General features: G+C 46.6%; 5 protein-coding genes. 3 read left to right on the forward strand and 2 right to left on the reverse strand.

Going from position 1 to position 21,166, the window contains the following annotated elements:
* The first annotated feature begins 62 nt into the window (after positions 1-62).
* From yccS to R8O11_RS17825, 3 genes are all read left to right on the forward strand, one after another.
* Positions 63-2,216 carry a YccS family putative transporter gene (yccS, locus tag R8O11_RS17815; protein WP_064354722.1) on the forward strand — a complete coding sequence of 718 codons (2,154 nt, stop codon included), beginning with the start codon at positions 63-65 and terminating at the stop codon, positions 2,214-2,216.
* A gap of 189 nt (positions 2,217-2,405) precedes the next feature.
* Positions 2,406-2,636 (forward strand): hypothetical protein, encoded by a 231-nt coding sequence (locus tag R8O11_RS17820; RefSeq protein WP_005376575.1) that lies wholly within the window; start codon positions 2,406-2,408, stop codon positions 2,634-2,636.
* An 80-nt stretch (positions 2,637-2,716) separates the two neighbouring features.
* Positions 2,717-3,019 carry a hypothetical protein gene (locus R8O11_RS17825; RefSeq protein ID WP_213869846.1) on the forward strand — a complete coding sequence of 101 codons (303 nt, stop codon included), beginning with the start codon at positions 2,717-2,719 and terminating at the stop codon, positions 3,017-3,019.
* A gap of 184 nt (positions 3,020-3,203) precedes the next feature.
* On the opposite strand, the gene R8O11_RS17830 is transcribed toward R8O11_RS17825, so the two are convergent.
* Positions 3,204-20,474, reverse strand: a complete 17,271-nt coding sequence (locus R8O11_RS17830) for a DUF5801 repeats-in-toxin domain-containing protein (RefSeq protein ID WP_318194315.1) — start codon at positions 20,472-20,474, stop codon at positions 3,204-3,206.
* The gene (locus R8O11_RS17835) at positions 20,417-21,016 is read right to left on the reverse strand and encodes a hypothetical protein (RefSeq protein ID WP_318194316.1); all 600 of its coding nucleotides are present in this window, start codon (positions 21,014-21,016) and stop codon (positions 20,417-20,419) included. The genes R8O11_RS17830 and R8O11_RS17835 overlap by 58 nt, the downstream gene beginning before the upstream one ends.
* Positions 21,017-21,166: the final 150 nt, after the last annotated feature.

The raw sequence follows: 21,166 nt of genomic DNA on the forward strand, positions 1-21,166 counted from the left end.
AACGCGCTATAGTGGGTCTGGTAGTATTCCCCCTGTTCTTCATCGGAAACATAAGGCGCATTGTGCAAGCAACTTCTAAATTTCGGCTATATTGGGCAAACAAGACGATAAATTACAGCGTTCTTATCCTTATTACCTTACTGGGTGTGGTTATCCCAACTTGGTACTTCGAGCAAAACACGCTGATAACGCCATTAATATTAGGCGTTATTGCTGCTGCTTTGGCTGAAAGTGATGACAGTTTCACTGGACGCATCAAGGCTCTGATTCTCACCTTTCTCTGTTTTGCGCTTGCTGCTTTTTCAATTGAAATCTTGTTCGATACCCCTTGGGCTTTTGCGTTGGGATTATTTGTCTCAACCTTCGGCTTCATCATTCTTGGGGCGATAGGTCCTAAGTACGCGAGTATTGCTTTTGGTTCGTTGCTAATCGCTATTTATACTATGCTTGGCGCACATGAAAGCACCAACATTTGGTTTCAGCCACTACTGCTGTTAACCGGTGCCGCCTGGTATTACTTCATGTCCATGATTTGGCAGATATTTTGGCCCCTTCAACCGGTGCAACAAAGCCTAGCCAATGTGTTCTTCCAAATGGCGAATTATCTTGATGCGAAAGCCAAGCTTTTTCATCCTGTGACCAACTTGACGCCACAACCGCTACGGATTGAAGCTGCAAAATGCAATGCTGCCACGGTTACGGCACTAAACGCTTGTAAAACCACATTACTTAACCGATCGAAACGGGGTCACATTGATGGGCCTAGTGACCGATTTTTAAATATTTATTTCATCGCTCAAGACATTCACGAACGAGTCAGTTCTAGCCATTATCGCTATCAGGATTTAGCGACCGAATTTGAACGTTCTGATGTGCTGTTTCGTTTTAAATATCTTTTGGAGTCTCAAGCCCAAGCGTGTCGTGATATTGCACTAGCCATTCAGCTAGGAAATGAATACTCCCATACCGATCAATCGATTCTGGCATTAGCTGAAGTACAGAACTCTCTTGCTTATCTAGAAGAACAAAAGCAAGGGCACTGGAAACGTCTGCTGATGCAGTTAACATATTTATTCAACAACTTAGCGACGGTAGAAAAACAACTTAATAACATTAACAACCCAGATGTTGAAGGCCTCGAAGAAGATACCCTCGCCGATACCAACCCACACACGCTAAAGGCGATGTGGCAGCGTATATCAGCAAATTTACACAAAGATTCGATGCTGTTTCGGCATGCATTACGTATGTCAATTGCCTTAACGATTGGCTATGGAATCATTCAAATATTCAACATCGACCGAGGTTACTGGATACTCTTAACCACTTTATTCGTATGCCAACCGAACTACAGTGCCACTCGCCAAAAATTGACGGCAAGAGTAATAGGTACATTAGCTGGTTTGTTGATTGGTGTACCATTGCTGACTTTTTTCCCTTCTCAAGAAAGCCAGTTAGTATTTATCGTTATCTCTGGTGTGATGTTTTTCGCCTTCCGGATGAACAACTATGGGTACGCGACTGGTTTTATTACACTGCTCGTCCTCTTCTTATTTAATCAACTAGGTGAAGGTTACGCAGTTGTCCTTCCTCGACTAGCAGATACCCTCATCGGGTGTGTGCTTGCAGTAGGAGCAGTATTAGTTATTTTGCCCGACTGGCAGTCGAGAAGGCTTCACAAAGTTATGTCGGATGCGATAGAGGCGAACAAGCAGTATCTCGATCAGATCATTGGTCAGTATAGAATCGGCAAGAAAGACAATTTGAGTTACCGTATCGCTCGCCGCCAGGCCCACAATAATGATGCCTCACTATCTTCTGCGATTAGTACGATGCTGGCGGAGCCTGGCAAATATCGCGCAGCTGTTGATGAAAGTTTTCGCTTCCTAACGTTAAATCACGCAATGTTGAACTATATTTCTGCATTAGGCGCGCACAGAACTCGCATCGAAGATGAGTCAATTCATAAACTCGTTTTAGATGCTCACCGTTGTATTCATCAGCATCTGGATGTACTTCATAAACAGCTTCACCAGCATTGTGAGGAGTGTGACCTATCTAATATTGATGATGCTGGACTCGAGCAACGCTTAAACGAATGGCGCGATGAAGACGACAGCTCTGCCCGCATGGTATTGCAGCAACTTCATCTTATCTATCGCATGCTCCCAGAGCTTCATTCACTTGCTAGTAAGTTTGCCGTCAGGGTAAGTTAGTAACATTCAAACCATATGTAAGAGGGAAGCGCTATATCGCTTCCCTTTTTCTTTTTACGTTTCCATCTACCCCAAAGTGGGTAATTATGTACCTTCTTAGGAAAAATCTGACGTATCACTTAACACACCTTGACAATATTCGGACAAAAAGCAATCGATCAAATTCTAATCTATTTTGGTTGAATAAATATGTTGTATCCAAAGGATGAAGAATTTCGGGCAACGACGGATAAACCGAATCATGACGAAGGTATTGAGATGAACGCACAACAATTTAATGAACTTAAGCAAAAGCTCAGTGATTTAACGGCAAGTCAGTTAAAGTCATTACAAGGTGAGATCAGCGTGAAACTAAATAAAGCGCAAAAACCGGTTCTATCTGGTGAAGAAAGAGAAATGCTTGCCAAACTGTTTGCCTAATCAAGTCATTGATATAAAACACTTGAACGTTTTATAAACGCCACCTATGCTCTCACTATCATAATGTTGGGAGTAGTGATATGCCTGTATCGGGAATTCAATCTGGACACCACATCGTTCAGATGTCACAACAAATGGCCGAGAAAGCTGCACATGGCATTAGCAATAATGTAAGTAAGGTAAAAGAAGAGCTTTCTGATCACAACATCGATTTAGCTGCGGTTGCGGATGTCGCAATAACAGCCTCAACACCTAGCCTTCCCTCTCAAAAAGTTGAATTTCTCATCAACCTAGCTCAAGCCGCTGGTTATAACCGAGTTGGCGCGTCTGTCATAGAGAAAAACAATGAAATCATTGGCAGCTTGCTAGACATCCACGTTTAGGCGATTTAACGTCAAATTATCGCTATTTTAATTTCCAACTATCACTATAACGTCGTAACAAGATAACCCCTTTGCTTCGCTCTTTATTTCTATTTCGATTCAAATATCTCCTGTTTAAAATCAAGCTTTCCCGAAAAAAATGGGCGGCTTATCAGAGCCGCCCATTTTTGTGTTGTATACAGGTTTATCCGTTATCAATAACACCGTTGTTGAGCAATGACTCTACAATTTCGTTGGAGCTGAGACCGTTGAAGTCGATTGAAGTACCTAAGTTTTCCACGACAATAGTCTGTTGAACATTTGCATCCGTCGTAATGTTCAGAGAAACACTTTCCGTCGATGCATCGTAGTCTGCCGAAATGTGACCAAGCAGATCATCCATGTCGATCATTGAGTTATTGAGATCAGAGATAACTTCACGTAAATCGATACTGTCTTCGTTAACAGTGAAGTCAGTAATGGTATCCACTGCCCCTTCATCAACGGAATCTACCGTCCACTTGAAGATATCGCTGCCGTCTCCACCCGTTAAGATATCTGAGCCTAAGCCACCGATAAGCACGTCATCACCATCACCACCCAGAATAACGTCGTCACCGTCTCCACCAATCAAGTTGGTACCTGTGTCTCCGCCGACTAAATAGCTGTCGTCCACTGCGGTTGACTGGTCAATATCGTCGCTATCACTACTCACATCCAAACTAATTTGGACAGGTGAAGACTGCGCTTCATCGCCATTAGATTCCGTTGATATCGCCGTAAGCGAAATATCGTAAGAACCGACATCAATACCACTGTTAGTATCTGTTGCGACAATTTCTAGCGTATCAATTTCATCGCTTGGTACTGTCCAAGTGGTACCATCGAAGCTAATGCCTGATGGAGAAACGCCACTTGTTACCTCAGCACTAGCTGGTACGCCCGTTAGCTCCAAAGACAGCACCTCGTCAATATCAGTAAGCGCCGCCATGATTCCGACAATCGCTAAACCTTGACTGCTCGCGGTTTGGCTAGCCGTAATTTGACGAATGTAATTAAACTGAGGATTGATATTCAATGTAGGTGCATCAGCTACAGGTGTCACATTGATAGTGAAGTCTTGATTCGCCTCCAATGCGGAACCCGATGCATTTTCGAAGTACACACCGTTGTCTTCGACTTTCACCGATAAAGTGATTGAAGCTGCGTTGACATCTCCTGCATCCACAAATACACCCTCAGAAGCGTCTGTTGCTCCAAGAACGGAGTTAATATTATCTGGTGTGCCCATTAGGGTTATTTCACCAGCCATCCCCGCCCCAACAGTCACACCACTACCTGCTGGCGGCTCGACACGAAGGTCGCCCTCGGTAACTGTAAGAGTCACCGTCATGATTTCATTTGCTTGTGCGCCCGCAAAGTCGACGTCACTCACACTAATACCCGTTACTTTCTGGCCATCAGCTTCATTGATCGTATCCGTTACCGACGCTGCAGTGATTTCAGGTGCGTCATTGGTAGCTTCAACATTCAACACTGCTGTGCCCGCGATTGTAATTGGGTCTGGAGCGCCGTTAGTGGTTCCGTCATCTGTGATTTCATAAGTGAAATTAACGTCACCAAAGAAATCTGCTGCGGGTTCAAACGTCCACTCTGTCGCACTCACTTGAGTCAACGTGCCGGAAGTTGGGTCCACTAACGCAACATTATCGACGGTCAAGTTGTCTGACTCAGGATCACTTGCGTTGCTCAGCAACTCAGTAGCCGTAATAGTTACCGAACCACCATCTTCTTCCGTACTACTCAACGTTACCTCTGATGTTACCGGTGCATCGTTCACCTCAGTGACTTCGAAGGTCGCCGTTCCTGGCACCGTTTGAGGATCAGAAACACCGTTCGTTGTACCGTTGTCGGTAATGTCGTAGGTCAGATCGACCTTGCCGTTGTAGCCAGGCGCAGGAGTAAATGACCATGTACCTGTTACGTTTTCGAAATCCAATGTGCCGCTGCTTGGGTCAACCAACTGGACATTACTCACCATCAAGGTGTCGTTTTCAATGTCAGAAGCATTCGCTAACAAATCAGCTTGGGTAATTTCAACCGCCGTACTGTCTTCTGCGATATCAGAAAGTACCACTTCAGACGTCGTTGGAGCATCATTGACTTCCGTTACGTTGAACGATGCGCTGCCGTTAACCGATTTAGGATCGGATGCACCACTTGTCGTGCCATCATCTGTAATGGTGTACGTGATTTCAACTGGACCGTTGTAATCTGGTGCTGGGGTAAATTCCCACTCTCCCGTACCACTGTTGAAAGTAATGCTACCCGAATTCGGATCCGTTAACTGAACATTGCTGACCGTGAGGTTATCGTTCTCTACGTCTGTCGCATTCGCAATAAGATCCGCTTCAGAGATGGAGAACACACCACTATCTTCTTCAATATCCGGTAGCGTCACTGGCGTAGTTTCTGGGGTATCATTCACCGCTGTCACTTCAATATTGAAGCTGCTGCTGTTGGTATTTAGGGTGTCATCTACCCCACCAATTACGATACCTTCATTACCTTGGTCATCGACTGTCACGTCCACCTGAACGTCACCAAAGAAGTTCAGGTCTGGATTAAACTCAATCAGACCGTCTGCAATGGCATTGTTTAGATCGGCCACTGTACCTTTCAGTTCAACGGAGTCCGTACCATCACCGCTCACGGTTAGGTTGTAAGTAGCGATGAGCGTTGGATTAAGCTCCAAGATACCGCTGTCGACGTTCACATTGAGTACATATTCAGCATTCGGATCATCGAGTACGGCATCAATATCGGTAATGCTGAAACCATCAAGCAGCATTGGCGTATCTTCTGGTGTTTCCACATCCACGGTATTGACGAACTCTGGACGATCGTTCACTGCTTCAACATCAACAGTGACATCAAACTCCTCTGCGGAGCCCAAGCTTTGACTGCCATCGAGCCCAGTATCAACGGCTTGCACTTTGAAATGCAGCGAACCATCCCATGAGTTATCGTTGCGATCCCCAGAATTAAACACCACTTGATCCAAGTCTTGAGCATTGATTTCTAAGACAAAAATGCCGCCGCCTTGGTCAGTAAACACTGTCCCATCAGGTAATGAAACACTCGCCCCATCAGGGACATTGGAGACCTCAACTCTCAGCGTCTCTGGATCATTTTCCTGGTAGTTTGCACCATCTCCGATGGACTCTTTGTTATCAACCACTAACGCATTTACATTAATAACAATGTCTTCGCCCTCATTACCTGCAGCCGAAGTATCGGGATTCACATCAACATCATCACCAATAGGATTGACAATAAGCGTAAAGTTGTTGTTTCGTTCCGTTGGAACTTGTAGCAACTCCTCTTGAATGAAGACCGTAATACCTATCTCAGCCTCGCCACTAAAGTGTTTTGGCGGTTTAATTTGGATGTCACTCAGGTCAATGGACGTCTGAGTGAGATCTTTTAGTTGAATACTCCATTCGCCCCCACCGTTGTTCTTAACAACATAATCAGAGGAATTGGATTTAACGATAAAGTCATCAGGAAGCCCCGTTAACTTGAGTGAAACGAAACTCTCAGAACCGTCATTATCGTTCAGGCTGATCGAAACACCAGAGCCCGATTGATTCAGCGAAATTAAAGTATCTTCGTCACCAATCACCGTGATTGGCTGCGTCGGATCGGCACCTGTAATGGTAATGTCATCAACGACTGGCGTAACTTCAAATGTGACATCGTCAGTGAAGGTTCTCACATCTATATTATCGCCAGAGTTATTCAAGATAGACTGATCAAACACAGCTTCATCAGTAATTTCTCCCTCGATATTAATCTTGACGGTATTTTGGCCACCACCTACGGGGTAATTTTCTTTTGGCTTAAACAGAACATTGTCAAGCGCACCAGCTAAAATCTCAGCTTCATTAAACTCAATACTGGTTCCTAAGCTGTTACCATTGGCATCAACAAACTCACCTAATGTTGTGTCATCAAGCTCTAACTTGATGTTCGTTAGTGTTTCTCGACCACCTTGAGTGTTGTTAAATTGATCGGCAAAATCAACACTCAAGTTAAGTTGGATTAAGCCATCTTCGTAACCAACACCATCCGCCGTGGGAACGTCGTTATTTAGATCAGTTACAGGTTGTTTGTTTGCATCCAAGCCGAAAGTACCGACGATATCTACTCTTACATTTGGTGTGACATCGCTATCCAACGGCTGATCCCCGGCTGAACTCGGAACGTCTGCAACCGGTAAAACCTGAACTGGAAACTGGACATTATTTTCTTTTTCATCACCGGACTCAGTGTCTTTAGTGACAAACCGAATTGGTAATTCGAAATCACCTGCGTAATCTTCTGCCAAGTGCATCGTCAAGCCATCAAGGCCAGTAATATTTCCACTCGCATCGATATGGGCTTGGAACACGTATTTACCATTGACAAAATCAACATCCGTCCCCGTGATCACCAAACCAGGAGGAATGCCAGGAGCTGTCGGGTCGACGATAATAGTTAAGACATCTTCCACACCATCTGCATTAATCGCATCGACTTTCGACGTCAACTGAGCACCAAGGTTAATAGAATTGTCTTCCAACGCTTGAATTTGGACATCATCAGCCACCTGAATCTCTGCCGCTACACTCATTTTCGGTGTGAGGACGGTTGGAAACTCTAGTGTCACATCCGTTTGACGCACGACCGTCGCATCTTTTTCGTTGCCCAAATCTTCGCCCAAATCATTTACTTCTGCGTAAATGGTTAAGCCAATTTGAGAGAGACCACCGTTATCGCCATCGTCACTGTCATCGTTTGGTGTTAAATCAAGTCCAGACGGCGCTTTAATTGAGAAGTTGTCTTCATTGGTTACTGTCCAACGACCTCCACCTTCATTTAGTGCACCGACGATAACCAATTGGTTGAGGATCTCAGGGTCCACATTGTGAAATTGAACAACAAGTTGAGTCACCACTTCATCTGAAGACACATCAAACTCTTGATATTTAATGATATGAGCACCAGATTCGCCCCCCATAGAAGTGTTGATCGTAAAGTCAATGTTACCTTGATCGTCTGACTTCACGATATCGGTAGCACCACCACCACTTTCAGTGACAAGCAGACGGGTTTGGTCATCTATTGCCCCCGTTTTATCCTCTGGCTCAACGATTGGATTAACTTGGACATTCACCGTACCATTGATGGTTTTCTCAGCGATACCTTCACCGGGATTCGAAGCGTCAACATATTCATGGTCAATCTCTTTCACAGTGACGGTCGTGGTCAAGTCAAAGTCAGTACTTGAATCCTGCTCCAACTGGACTTGAACATAGCCACTTTGAGAGATTTTAGCGGAAAAATCTTGCTCTGATTCACCGGCTTGCGGTGAAAGCGTTAGTGTTCCAGAAACAAGCGTTTGTGCCACACCATCTACATAGACCGTGCTGCCTGGAGGAAATCCAGAGATGGTTACATCACTAAAGAATTCATCGGTATCAGGGCTTTGTACGAGCGTCGGTTTCCAATCGATGTCAAAGCGCGTATCTTCATCTCCCTCAGATCGAACAACGTAGTTATCTTGAGCGTCAATAACGGGTTCGACCTTGATCCTTACCTCTCTTTCAATCACACGACTATGACCATCATTTTCGGTAACAATGATCGTCCCTGTAATCGCAATGTTTTCGGTTGAAGAGGCTTCTGGAATAATTTGAATACCGGAATTAAAATTCAGCCCAGTGATGTTTGCTTCGTAAATCGGTTGACCGTTACCATCATAGCCAACAAAGGTGAGGTCAACGCTTGAACCGTCTGAATCTACGACACGAACACCATCGGGGATGTTGGACAGGATAACAGTAATGGCTTCTGAATCATCCAGAGGTCTATCGGCAACTTCACCTGATACAACCGAGAAGTTGAGGTTTACAACACCATTCTCTTCAATAGTCGTCTCTATCCCGGCCACATCTCCGTCTACGAATCGGTTCCAAACGTTCCCCGCGTCAATTAATACCGTGTCTGGTATGTCAGCAACACCTTTTACACCAACGATGACAGTCTTACTGCCCAGTGACAACACATCTTCTGTCGTACCGGTAGACAATGATGCTGTGTCTTTCACAATGCCTTCGACATTGAAAGTAAAGTCATCATTGCTGTGCAACGGAGGAAGAACTTCGACGTTCGCTAATTCAGACTCTGGCACTTCGTAATAAAGTACATTGCCGCCTGAATCGGTCACTTCTACTATCTGACTTGGGTTTGCTGAGTCCAGCCACACCAAAGTAACCCCATCAATTGAGAAGTTAGAAATGCGCACAAATAACGCTTCAGAACCATCTAAGTCCGCTGATGGTTTCATGGTGATCACTTCACTTAATTGGAGTGGATCGTGATCAGTGACAGGGTCTACCGTATTTTGAGTTCGAGCATTATCCTCAAACACATTAATTCGGTTTACAGTAAAACTACCTTTATCCGCAACTGGGTTTACATCAATAATGATGGTTTCGGTTTCTGAGCGAGCGGTATCTTTCCCAAGCAGTGGATTGTTGTTTTCCGTCGTAATAGCGGTGACATCAATTCTGATTTCGCCCGAGAAGTTATCTATCGGATCAACTTGAACTTCATCAATTCGGCTTGCATCCACCAGATAAACACCACCGGATTTTGGTATCGCACTACCATCTGAATAGACTAACTCTGCGTTACCTTCTCCTTGTGTAAAGACAAGCTCGTACACAATGCCTTCTGGGTTACTAGTGTCTTGGGTTTCAGCCGTGATGTTAAGTGCGACATTGTTTCCATCTTCATCAACCGAGTAGTTAAATTCGCTGCTTGCCGTCCACGTTGCAATATCTGCGACGGCAGCAACTTCAATGTCTAAACGACCATTAATCGTATGATCTGGCGTACCATTGTTAAGAATTTCCACGCGGATACGAGGATCGATACCAGAAGCATCGGTTGATGTATGACGATCTGGTACGAAGTACAAGTTATCTAACGAGACAAGCTCACCATTGAATGACTGCTCAACATTTGATGCGTCGAGAACAACCGTATTGCCCACAGATGTTAATTCAATGTAGTTGCCACTGCCGTCTCTGTAGTAGAACGTACCGTTGTGAGTATCAGCATCTCGAATAGTGATGTCACCTAAGCTCTCGTTACGGTCGATATCGTGTAAATTGATAACCAAGTCGACTTTCGCAGGGCTAACATCCAGCGTCGACAAGTTGTCCTGAGTATTTGCAGAGTCAACGCCCACAACGACACCATCACGCCCTTGGTCTTCGAACGCAGTAACGGTAGACGTGTCAATTTGCGCATTGCGGTCTCTTATCGAGATATCCACATCGGCATCTGCGATATCGCCATCACCATCGGTTGCAACAACGTTGATGGTGAAATCAATCGAGTCGGTTTCGGTATGGTCAAGGTCGTCATTCGGACGGAATGACACACTGCCATCGGTTCGAACAACCAAACGACCGATTTCAGTATCCACTCCGTCAAGAACCTTGTGAACAAATACGACTTGGTCGCTGCCGTTCAAATCGACAGAATCAGAATCAACACCATTTTGCTTAAAGTAAATGCCTGAATCATCAGCCGAGAATGAAGTCACTTGTGCGCCGTCAGCACCAAGGTCATCATCCCCCTCTACAGGGTCTCGGAATAAACGAACCGTGCGGCTGCCTTGCCCCTCAACACGCGAAATAGATGCATCGTGCAAGGTTGGAACATCATCGGTAATCGTCACTGGTAAGTTAATACCTGCCGTATCACCATCGACATCGGTCGCAAAGACTGGGAGATCAAGTATGAGTGTATCTTCGCCTTGAGTTGAGTGATCTAGCGCACCCTCAAGCGTAAACTTGTAAGAGCCGTCAGCGTTCAAAACTAGTGTGAACACTGAGTTACCATCAGGTGTTTGACCTTGATAAGTAAAGTTGTTGTTGCTTACCGCGGTTTGAACTAACGTCACCGCAAAACCACCTGAAGTTACTCCTGGTATCGGGTTAGAAGTAAGATCCAGCTGATAAGAGACAACGGTATCTGCCCCTTCCACCGTATCGAAATTGCCCGTTGCTTCTAGGCTGTCTTTGTTGGTTGCCTGAGAGCCGTTGGCAAGGTCATCCTCATCAACAGCCAAAGCATCTGCTGATTTAATTTCGGGAATGTCATCAACTACGGTAATTGGAAGATTCAGTGATGATGACGTGTCACCATCAAAGTCTGTTACTGTAATTGGAATATCAATGACAAGGTTGTTTTCACCTTGAACAGCGTCATGGTCGATTGGTCCCAACAGCTCAAATTGGTAGCTGTCATTATTCGCATCAAGAGACAGCGTGAAGATCTTAGTTGATGTGCCAGTAATAACCGCTTCGTAACTGGTTACTCCACCATTCGTGCTTACTAGATTCAACTCGATGCTGCTGCCGTTCGACGTTAAACCAGACACGACTGCATCGAGGTCTGAAACTTGGTAGCTGACAATCTTGTCTGCACCAGCAACGACCTCAAATCCGCCGTTCAATACCGTTGAATCACTACTTGTCGTGTCAGAGCCACCGGAAAGATCATCTTCATCAACGGTTTGTTGGCTAGAGTCTGTCACTTTCACAATAGCTGGGACATCGTCCACCACGGTGATCGGCAAGGTGATGTTATTGGACACATCGCCATCAAAATCAGTCGCGTTGACTGGGAAGTTAATGACCAACGAGTTTTCATCGTTACCCGCAGGATGATCAAGTGCACCCAACAGTTCAAATTCATAACTGTCTGCTGAACCATTTAGCGTCAGTTTAAAGACGGTGTCCGTCGTACCTTGTACATAAGCTCGGTACTCAATCACACCGTTTGAATTTGAAAACTCAACCAACTCAAGCGGTTGACCACCTGAGGTAAGGCCAGAAACAGGCGATGTTAAACTATCCAACTGGAAGCTAACGATAGAGTCGGCACCATCAGTAACTTCAAAGTTGCCACCAATGATATTGGATTCTGGCGTGTCGTCCGAACCTTGGCTTGGAATATCATCCTCATCCACAGACAAGGTACTACCAGAGCTAATAGCATCAATGGTTGGTTTGTCATCTACGATCGTAACTGGCAAGGTCGCAGTGATGGTATCGTTGTCGCCATCCGTGATCTTCACAGGTAGATTCAACAAAATCTCATCAGAGTTAACCGCGTGATCTAACTGACCAGATAACTCAAAGTCGTATTTACCATCTTGATGAAGTGTCAACGTGAAGACCGTCACTCCACCCGGAGTTTGTCCCACGTAAACAAGCGCGTCAGCAGTTGAAGCGCCAACGTCTTGAGAAAGTGTTACCTCTTCTCCACCCGATTTCAGGTTCGGAATAGGATTTGAGCTCAGATCCAATTCGAAAGCATCAATACCATCTGCGCTAGTGACTTCGAATTCACCTGATACCGTTAACGGCTCTTTAGTGCCATCAGAACCAAGAGGTAAGTCATCTTCGTCGACACGTAGACTTTCAATATTGGTAACAACTGGAACATCGTCCACAACGGTAATTGGCAATGTGAAGGCTGGTGAAGTATCACCATCATTATCTGTCGCCGTCACAGGGAGGTTAATAACAATCTCGTTTTGCTGATTACCATCTGGATGATCAAGCGGCTTCTGTAAATCGAACTCGTAGGTGTTGTTCGTTGCATCCAACGTCAGTTCGAACACAACTTCAGCAGGATTGCCAGCGACACCTTGGTATACGTTCACGCCGTTTGCGCTAGAAGACAGAACTAAGGCTATAGCTTCACCATCTGAAGTCAGTGACGCAACAGGCGTGGTCAGGTCACTCAGCTGAATAGAAGCAACTTGGTCAGCACCTTCGGTGATATCAAAAGTACCTGAAATAACAGTATCTTCTGCACTTGCAGCATCCGTACCTGCTGGTAGGTCATCTTCATCAACGGTTTGTTCGCTGCCTGCTAGTAAACCATCAATGGTCGGAACATCATCCACAACCGTAATTGGTAAGGTGATGTTGTTCGACACGTCTCCATCAAAATCAGTCGCGTTTATCGGCAAATTGATGATCAGTTCATTTTGGCCATCAGCATTTGGATGATCGAGAGGAGCAAGCAAATCGAACGTGTAGCTGTCATCAGAGGCATCGAGGGTTACACGGAATACTGGTGTCGTCGTGCCATCAATACGAGCTTCGTAAACTGAAACGCCACCTGCGTTTGATACTTCAACCATAACCAGAGATTGACCACCAGAGGTCAGGCCTTGTACTGGCATCGTCAGGTCAGAAACGCTGTACTCCACAATGCCATCAGAGCCATCAGTCGCGATGAAGTTACCTGCAATGCTGTTCGACTGCGTACCATCAGATCCGACTGTTGGGATATCGTCCTCGTCAACCGTTTGCACACTTGTTGCTTCGATGCCACCAAGTGTCGGTTTGTCATCAACGATCTTGACAGGAATTGTCTCAGCAGACGTGTCGCCATCAAAGTCGGTTGCGATGATTGGGAAGTTCAGTGTCAGCTCGTCACTATCTACCGCGTGGTCGATTGGACCTTCTAGCGTGAAGTTATAAGAGCCATCGGTATTCACTGTCAGTGTAAAGACCGACTCAGTGCCTGCTGTTGCTTGGTAGGTAAAGCTGCCATCAGCGTTTGCGGTTTCCGTCAGTGTGACTGCCACGCCTTGTGATGTGAGTCCAGCCACTGGTGTTGCAGACGCGTCAAGCTGATAGCTCACCACTCGGTCAGAGCCTTGTGTGGTAGTGAAGTTGCCATCGATTGAAATCGGGTCAGTTTGATCTGAGCCAATCGTGCCTAAGTCATCTTCATCGACGGTAATCGCATCTACATCGGTAATGGTTGGCTTATCATCCACGATGGTAACTGGGATCGTTTCTGTGGTGATATCACCATCAAAATCCGTTGCGATGATTGGGAAGTTCAGCGTCAGCTCATCACTGTCTACCGCATGGTCGATTGGCCCTTGAAGCGTGAAATTGTATGAGCCATCCGTGTTTACTGTTAGCGTAAATACGGCTTCAGTTCCTGCTGTCGCTTCATAAGTGTAGCTACCGTCGCCGTTTGCAGTTTCCGTCAGCGTGACGGCCACACCTTGTGATGTCAGACCATCAACTGGTGTTGCAGCAGTATCTAATTGGTAGCTTACTACCCCGTCAGAGCCTTGCGTTGTAGTGAAGTTGCCATCGATTGAAATTGGATCTGAGCCGTCGGAGCCAATCGTCGCTAAGTCATCTTCATCCACGCGGATTGCGTCTACGTCAGTGATGGTTGGTTTATCATCAACGATGGTGACAGGTAGCGTCTTCGATGAGGTGTCGCCATCAAAGTCTGTTGCGATAATCGGGAAGTCGATTTGCAGACTGTCGCTATTTACCGCATGGTCTAGCGGACCTTGCAGGTTAAAGGTGTAGCTGCCGTCTGGCTTCACCACTAATTCAAATACGGCATTGCCGTCTGCTGTGGCAGTGTAAGTAAAGCTGCCATCACCATTTGTTGTCTCAGTAAGCACGACAGGCTCACCATGAGAGGTTAGCCCTGCTACTGGGTCTGCTGTTGCATCAAGCTGGTATTTAACAACGCTGTCTGAGCCTTCAGTTGTGCTGAAAGAACCCGACATGAACGCATCATCGTTTTGGTCTGAGCCAATTGAGGCGAGATCATCTTCGTCTACTGTCAGTGGAACAACGTTATTAATAGTTGGAACGTCATCAGTAATCGTGACTGGAATGGTCGCGGTCGTCGTATCGCCATCAAAGTCTGTTGCAATGATTGGGAAGTTCAGTATTAGCTCATCGCTGTTTAACGCGTGATCGATTGGCCCTTCCAGACGGAAGTCATATGTACCGTCAGCATTCACATTCATGGTGAAAACCGGATTGCCATCCGCGGTAGCCACGTAAGTGAAGCTGCCATCGGCATTCGCAGTCTCTACCAAAGTAACAGGCTCACCTTGAGAAGTTAAACCTGCGACAGGATCAGCCGTTGAATCAAGTTGGTAGCTCACTACACGGTCTGAACCTTGGGTAGTGGTGAACGCGCCTTCAACAAACACAGCGTCACTTTGGTCTGAGCCAATACCTGATAAATCATCTTCGTCTACAGCCAGAGGCACAACATTATCGATGATTGGCGCATCATCCGTAATGGTGACTGGAATGGTTGCCGTGGTCGTATCACCATCAAAATCGGTGGCAATAATTGGGAAATCAATCGTCAGGCTGTCGCTGTTAGCGGCATGGTCAATCGGGCCTTGCAGCGTAAAGTCGTACGTACCATCTGTTGCGACATTCAACGTGAAGACAGGATTGCCATCTGCGGTCGCCACATAGGTAAAGCTGCCGTCGCCATTCGCGGTTTCCACCAAGGTAATCGCCTCACCTTGAGATGTCAGACCCGCAACAGGATCAGCGGTTGAATCCAGTTGATAGCTCACCACTCGGTCAGAGCCTTGTGTGGTAGTAAACGCGCCTTCAACGAACACAGCGTCAGTTTGGTCTGAGCCCACGCCGCTAAGGTCATCTTCATCGACACTCAACGCATCCACCGCTGTGATGGTCGGTACATCATCAACAATCGTGACTGGAATGGTTTCAGTAACGGTGTCGCCATCGAAGTCGGTTGCGATAATTGGGAAGTTGAGTGTCAGCTCATCACTATCAACCGCGTGATCAATTGGCCCTTCTAGCGTGAAGTTATAAGAGCCATCAGTATTCACTGTCAGCGTAAAGACCGCTTCAGAGCCCGCTGTTGCTTCGTAGGTAAAACTGCCATCACCATTTGCAGTTTCTGTTAGCGTGACAGCCACACCTTGCGAGGTTAAACCGTCAACTGGTGTTGATGTGCCATCGAGTTGGTAGCTCACCACTCGGTCTGAACCTTGCGTGGTGGTGAAGTTACCATCAATAGAAATCGGGTTGCTTTGGTCTGAGCCAATTGACGCTAGATCATCTTCATCAACAGTAATGGAATCCACGTCAGTAATAACTGGCTTATCGTCTACGATCGTCACTGGGATAGTGGCATTTGTGGTGTCGCCATCAAAGTCGGTCGCGATGATTGGGAAGTTCAGTATCAACTCATCACTATCTACTGCGTGGTCGATTGGACCTTCAAGCGTGAAGTTATAGCTACCATCAGTATTCACTGTCAGCGTAAAGACCGCTTCAGTACCCGCTGTCGCCTCGTAAGTGAAGCTTCCATCACCGTTTGCGGTTTCAGTCAGCGTGACGGCCGCACCTTGTGATGTGAGTCCAGCCACTGGTGTTGCAGACGCGTCAAGCTGATAGCTCACCACTCGGTCAGAGCCTTGTGTGGTAGTGAAGTTGCCATCGATTGAAATCGGGTCAGTCTGATCCGAACCAATCGTGCCTAAATCATCTTCATCAACGGTAATCGCATCGACATCAGTAATGGTTGGCTTATCATCCACGATGGTGACTGGGATCGTTTCTGTGGTGGTATCACCATCAAAATCCGTTGCGATGATTGGGAAGTTCAGTGTCAGCTCATCACTGTCTGTCGCATGGTCGATTGGACCTTGCAGCGTGAAGTTGTATGAACCATCCGTATTAACGGTCAGCGTAAATACTGCTTCAGTTCCTGCTGTCGCTTCATAAGTGAAGCTACCGTCGCCGTTTGCGGTTTCAGCCAGCGTGACGGCCACACCTTGTGATGTTAGACCATCAACTGGCGTTGCAGCAGTATCTAATTGGTAGCTTACTACCCCATCAGAACCTTGCGTTGTAGTGAAGTTGCCATCGATTGAAATTGGATCTGAGCTGTCAGAGCCAATCGTCGCTAAGTCATCTTCATCCACATGGATTGCGTCTACGTCAGTGATGGTTGGTTTATCATCAACGATGGTGACAGGTAGTGTTTCTGTCGACGTATCGCCATCAAAGTCTGTTGCGATAATCGGGAAGTCGATTTGCAGGCTGTCGCTATTCACCGCATGGTCTAGTGGACCCTGCAGAGTAAAGGTGTAGCTGCCATCTGGCTTCACCACCAATTCAAATACGTCATTGCCATTTGCTGTGGCAGTGTAAGTAAAGCTGCCATCACCATTTGCTGTCTCTGCAAGCACAACAGGCTCACCATGAGAGGTTAACCCTGATACTGGATCTGCCGTTGCATCAAGCTGGTATTTAACAACGCTGTCTGAGCCTTCAGTTGTGCTGAAAGAGCCCGACATAAACGCATCATCGTTTTGGTCTGAGCCAATTGTTGCGAGATCATCTTCGTCTACTGTCAGTGGAACAACGTTATTAATGGTTGGAACGTCATCAGTAATCGTGACTGGAATGGTCGCGGTCGTCGTATCGCCATCAAAGTCTGTTGCAATGATTGGGAAGTTCAGTACTAGCTCATCGCTGTTTAACGCATGATCGATTGGACCTTCTAGACGGAAGCTGTATGTACCGTCTGCATTCACGTTCATGGTGAAAACCGGATTGCCATCCGCGGTAGCCACGTAAGTAAAGCTGCCATCGGCATTCGCCGTCTCTACCAAAGTAACAGGCTCACCTTGAGAAGTTAAACCTGCGACAGGATCAGAAGTTGAATCAAGTTGGTAGCTCACCACACGGTCTGAACCTTGGGTGGTCGTAAACGCGCCTTCAACAAACACAGCGTCGCTTTGGTCTGAACCAATGCCTGATAAATCATCTTCGTCTACAGCCAGAGGCACAACATTATCGATGATTGGTGCATCATCCGTAATGGTGACTGGAATGGTCGCCGAAGTCGTATCACCATCAAAATCGGTGGCAATAATTGGGAAATCAATCGTCAGGCTGTCGCTGTTAGCTGCATGGTCAATCGGGCCTTGCAGCGTAAAGTCGTAAGTACCATCTGCTGCTACATTCAACGTGAAGACAGGATTGCCATCTGCGGTCGCAACATAAGTAAAGCTGCCGTCGCCATTCGCGGTTTCCACCAAGGTAATCGCCTCACCTTGAGACGTTAGCCCCGCAACAGGATCAGCCGTTGAATCCAGTTGATAGCTCACCACTCGGTCAGAGCCTTGTGTGGTAGTAAACGCGCCTTCAACGAACACAGCGTCAGTTTGGTCTGAGCCCACGCCGCTAAGGTCATCTTCATCGACACTCAACGCATCCACCGCTGTGATGGTCGGTACATCATCAACAATCGTGACTGGAATGGTTTCAGTAACGGTGTCGCCATCGAAGTCGGTTGCGATAATTGGGAAGTTGAGTGTCAGCTCATCACTATCCACCGCGTGATCAATTGGCCCTTCTAGCGTGAAGTTGTAAGAGCCATCAGTATCTACTGTCAGAGTAAATACTGGGTTGCCACCCGCAGTCGCTTCATAAGTGAAACTACCATCACCATTTGCGGTTTCTATCAGTGTGACAGCCACGCCTTGCGATGTTAAACCGTCCACTGGTGTTGCTGAAGCATCGAGTTGGTAGCTCACCACTCGGTCAGAGCCTTGTGTGGTAGTAAAGTTGCCATCAATAGAAATTGGATTGCTTTGGTCTGAGCCAATTGACGCTAGATCATCTTCATCAACCGTAATGGTGTCGACGTCGGTAATAACAGGCTTATCGTCCACGATTGTCACTGGGATAATGGCATTTGTGGTGTCGCCATCAAAGTCTGTTGCGATGATTGGGAAGTTGAGTGTCAGCTCATCGCTATCTACCGCGTGGTCGATTGGACCTTCAAGCGTGAAGTTATAGCTACCATCAGTATTCACCGTCAGCGTAAAGACCGCTTCACTACCCGCTGTCGCCTCGTAAGTAAAGCTGCCATCACCGTTTGCGGTTTCAGTCAGCGTAACTGCCACGCCTTGTGATGTAAGGCCGTCAACTGGTGTTGCAGAAGCATCGAGCTGATAGCTCACTACTCGGTCCGAGCCTTGTGTGGTGGTGAAGTTGCCATCGATTGAAATCGGGTCAGTCTGATCTGACCCAATCGTGCCTAAGTCATCTTCATCAACGGTAATCGCATCGACGTCGGTAATGGTCGGCTTATCATCCACGATGGTAACAGGCAATACGATTTGGCTTGTGTCACCATCGAAATCAGTAGCAATAACATTAAAATCGAGGGTTAAGCTGTCGCTATTTGCCGCATGGTCGATTGGACCTTGCAGCTCAAAACTGTACGAGCCGTCGGTATTCAAAATTAATGTGAAAACTGCGCTGCCATTTGCCGTTGCGCTGTAGGTGTAACTGCCGTCTGCATTTTGCGTTTCGGCAATGGAGACGGTCTGACCTTGAGATTGCAGGCCTTTTAAAGGATCAGCGTTTACATCCAACTGATACTGTACGACGCCATCAGAACCCTGAGTCGTCGTGAACTGACCTTCAACCAGCGTTGGCTGTGATTGGTCAGAGCCTACCGAACTCAAGTCATCCTCATCGACGGTAAGAGCAACAACGTTGTTAATGGTTGGCACATCATCAGCAATGGTAACCGGTAGAACAAGTGAACTGGTGTCACCGTCAAAGTCCGTTGCGACAATATTGAAGTCTAGAGTTAAGCTATCACTACCCGCAGCATGATCGATTGGACCTTCAAGGGTAAATGAATAAGAACCGTCAGGGTTCACTTGTAAGGTGAAGATAGCATCCCCTTCAGCTGTTGCAGAATAGGTAAAGCTGCCATCTGAATTGGTTGTTTCCGTCAGAGAGATAGATCGACCCTGTGATTCCAACCCATTGAGTGGATCAGTGCCGCTCTCTAATTGATAACTTACGACACGGTCTGAGCCCTGAGTCGTCGTGAAGTTGCCTTGCGCGAGCACAGAGTCGCTTTGATCGGAGCCTATGCTTGATAAATCGTCTTCATCGACGGCTAGAGCCTCAACGCCATCAATCGTAGGAACGTCATCTTGAACTTGAATGACAATTTGCGCTGCTTCTGGTGTGTTCGAGCCGTCGGTAATCGAGGAGCGGTCACCATCCGCATCCACCGCGTAAACTGGCAGTGAGAAAGTGAGCGAGTCATCGTTAGCACCCGTATGGTCAAGTTGTTCATACAAGTTGAATTGGTATTCGCCCAATGCAGGTGCATCAATCGCCACATCAAATACGGTAATACGCACACCATCCAGCTCGATGAAGCCTTCGTAAGTACGTACGCCGTTACTCTCGGACGCTAGTTCTAGTTGAACAACCTGCCCTTGAGATTGGAGTTCTCCACCAACATTGAACTCTGTAGGTTCCAACTCATAGTGATCAATGATGTCACTTCCGACCGCTGTCGTGATCGACCCAGTACCACTTGTTACTGCCGCGCCTTCCTGTGAACCTTGGTCAACCCCCGCCTCGTCTAAAGACAAGCCCGTCACGTTCTCAATCACTGGATTATCGCCATCGAGGATGGTCATCGTAAAGGTGTTGCTTGCCGTATCTTGGTCGAAATCGACGATTGTGGTTGGCAAAGAGAGCTCAATCGTATCTTCACCGTTTGTTCTAACGGCTTAAATTGCTCAAATTGGTAGGTACCATCAGTATTCAAACTGATGGTTAAGACGGTTTCATTCGAGCCCGCAATGGACAAGGTGATAGTACTGCCGTCTTCAGAGAGTACCGCTTCTGTCGCCTGATTATCACTCAGTAGGCCATCGAACTGACTAAGTCCTTCTTGATTAAACGTGACCGTTGCCAATTGATCACTACCAATATCAACAAAAGTGCCAGTCATTGGTGTAGAAGAAGATTCAACGTTTTCAAAAGTAACGTTCTGCGGCGCAGGATCATCGCCATCAATAACGGTTGTCGTAAAATCGATAGGCGCTTGAATGCTATTACCACCAATATCTGCGCCTGTAATGTCAAAAGCGATATTGATTTGATCACCGACGATAGATACTTGGCCATCAGCGATGGACGCCACATGGTCAATACCCTGGCTAATCGTGGTAACGACCTCTAACTCTAAATCACGGCCTAAAGATGTCGCTTCGATCTCGATACGAAGCACTTCGTTACCACCTTGAGTGCCGATAATGGCATTTTGCGCTTCGTCGTAAACGAACTATAAGGACTTCCTCCCTATGTCAATGGGTGCTCTGAACGCAATCACAATGAAGATTAAGATGCAGTACTATAAGCGGTCATACTGGAATATTCT

It is taken from the genome of Vibrio sp. 1288, from assembly GCF_033344475.1.

Excerpts from the sequence above, each read along its gene's own strand:
- R8O11_RS17820 (WP_005376575.1), top strand. The coding sequence starts at position 2,406 with ATGTTGTATCCAAAGGATGAAGAATTTCGGGCAACGACGGATAAACCG.
- R8O11_RS17825 (WP_213869846.1), top strand. The coding sequence starts at position 2,717 with ATGCCTGTATCGGGAATTCAATCTGGACACCACATCGTTCAGATGTCA.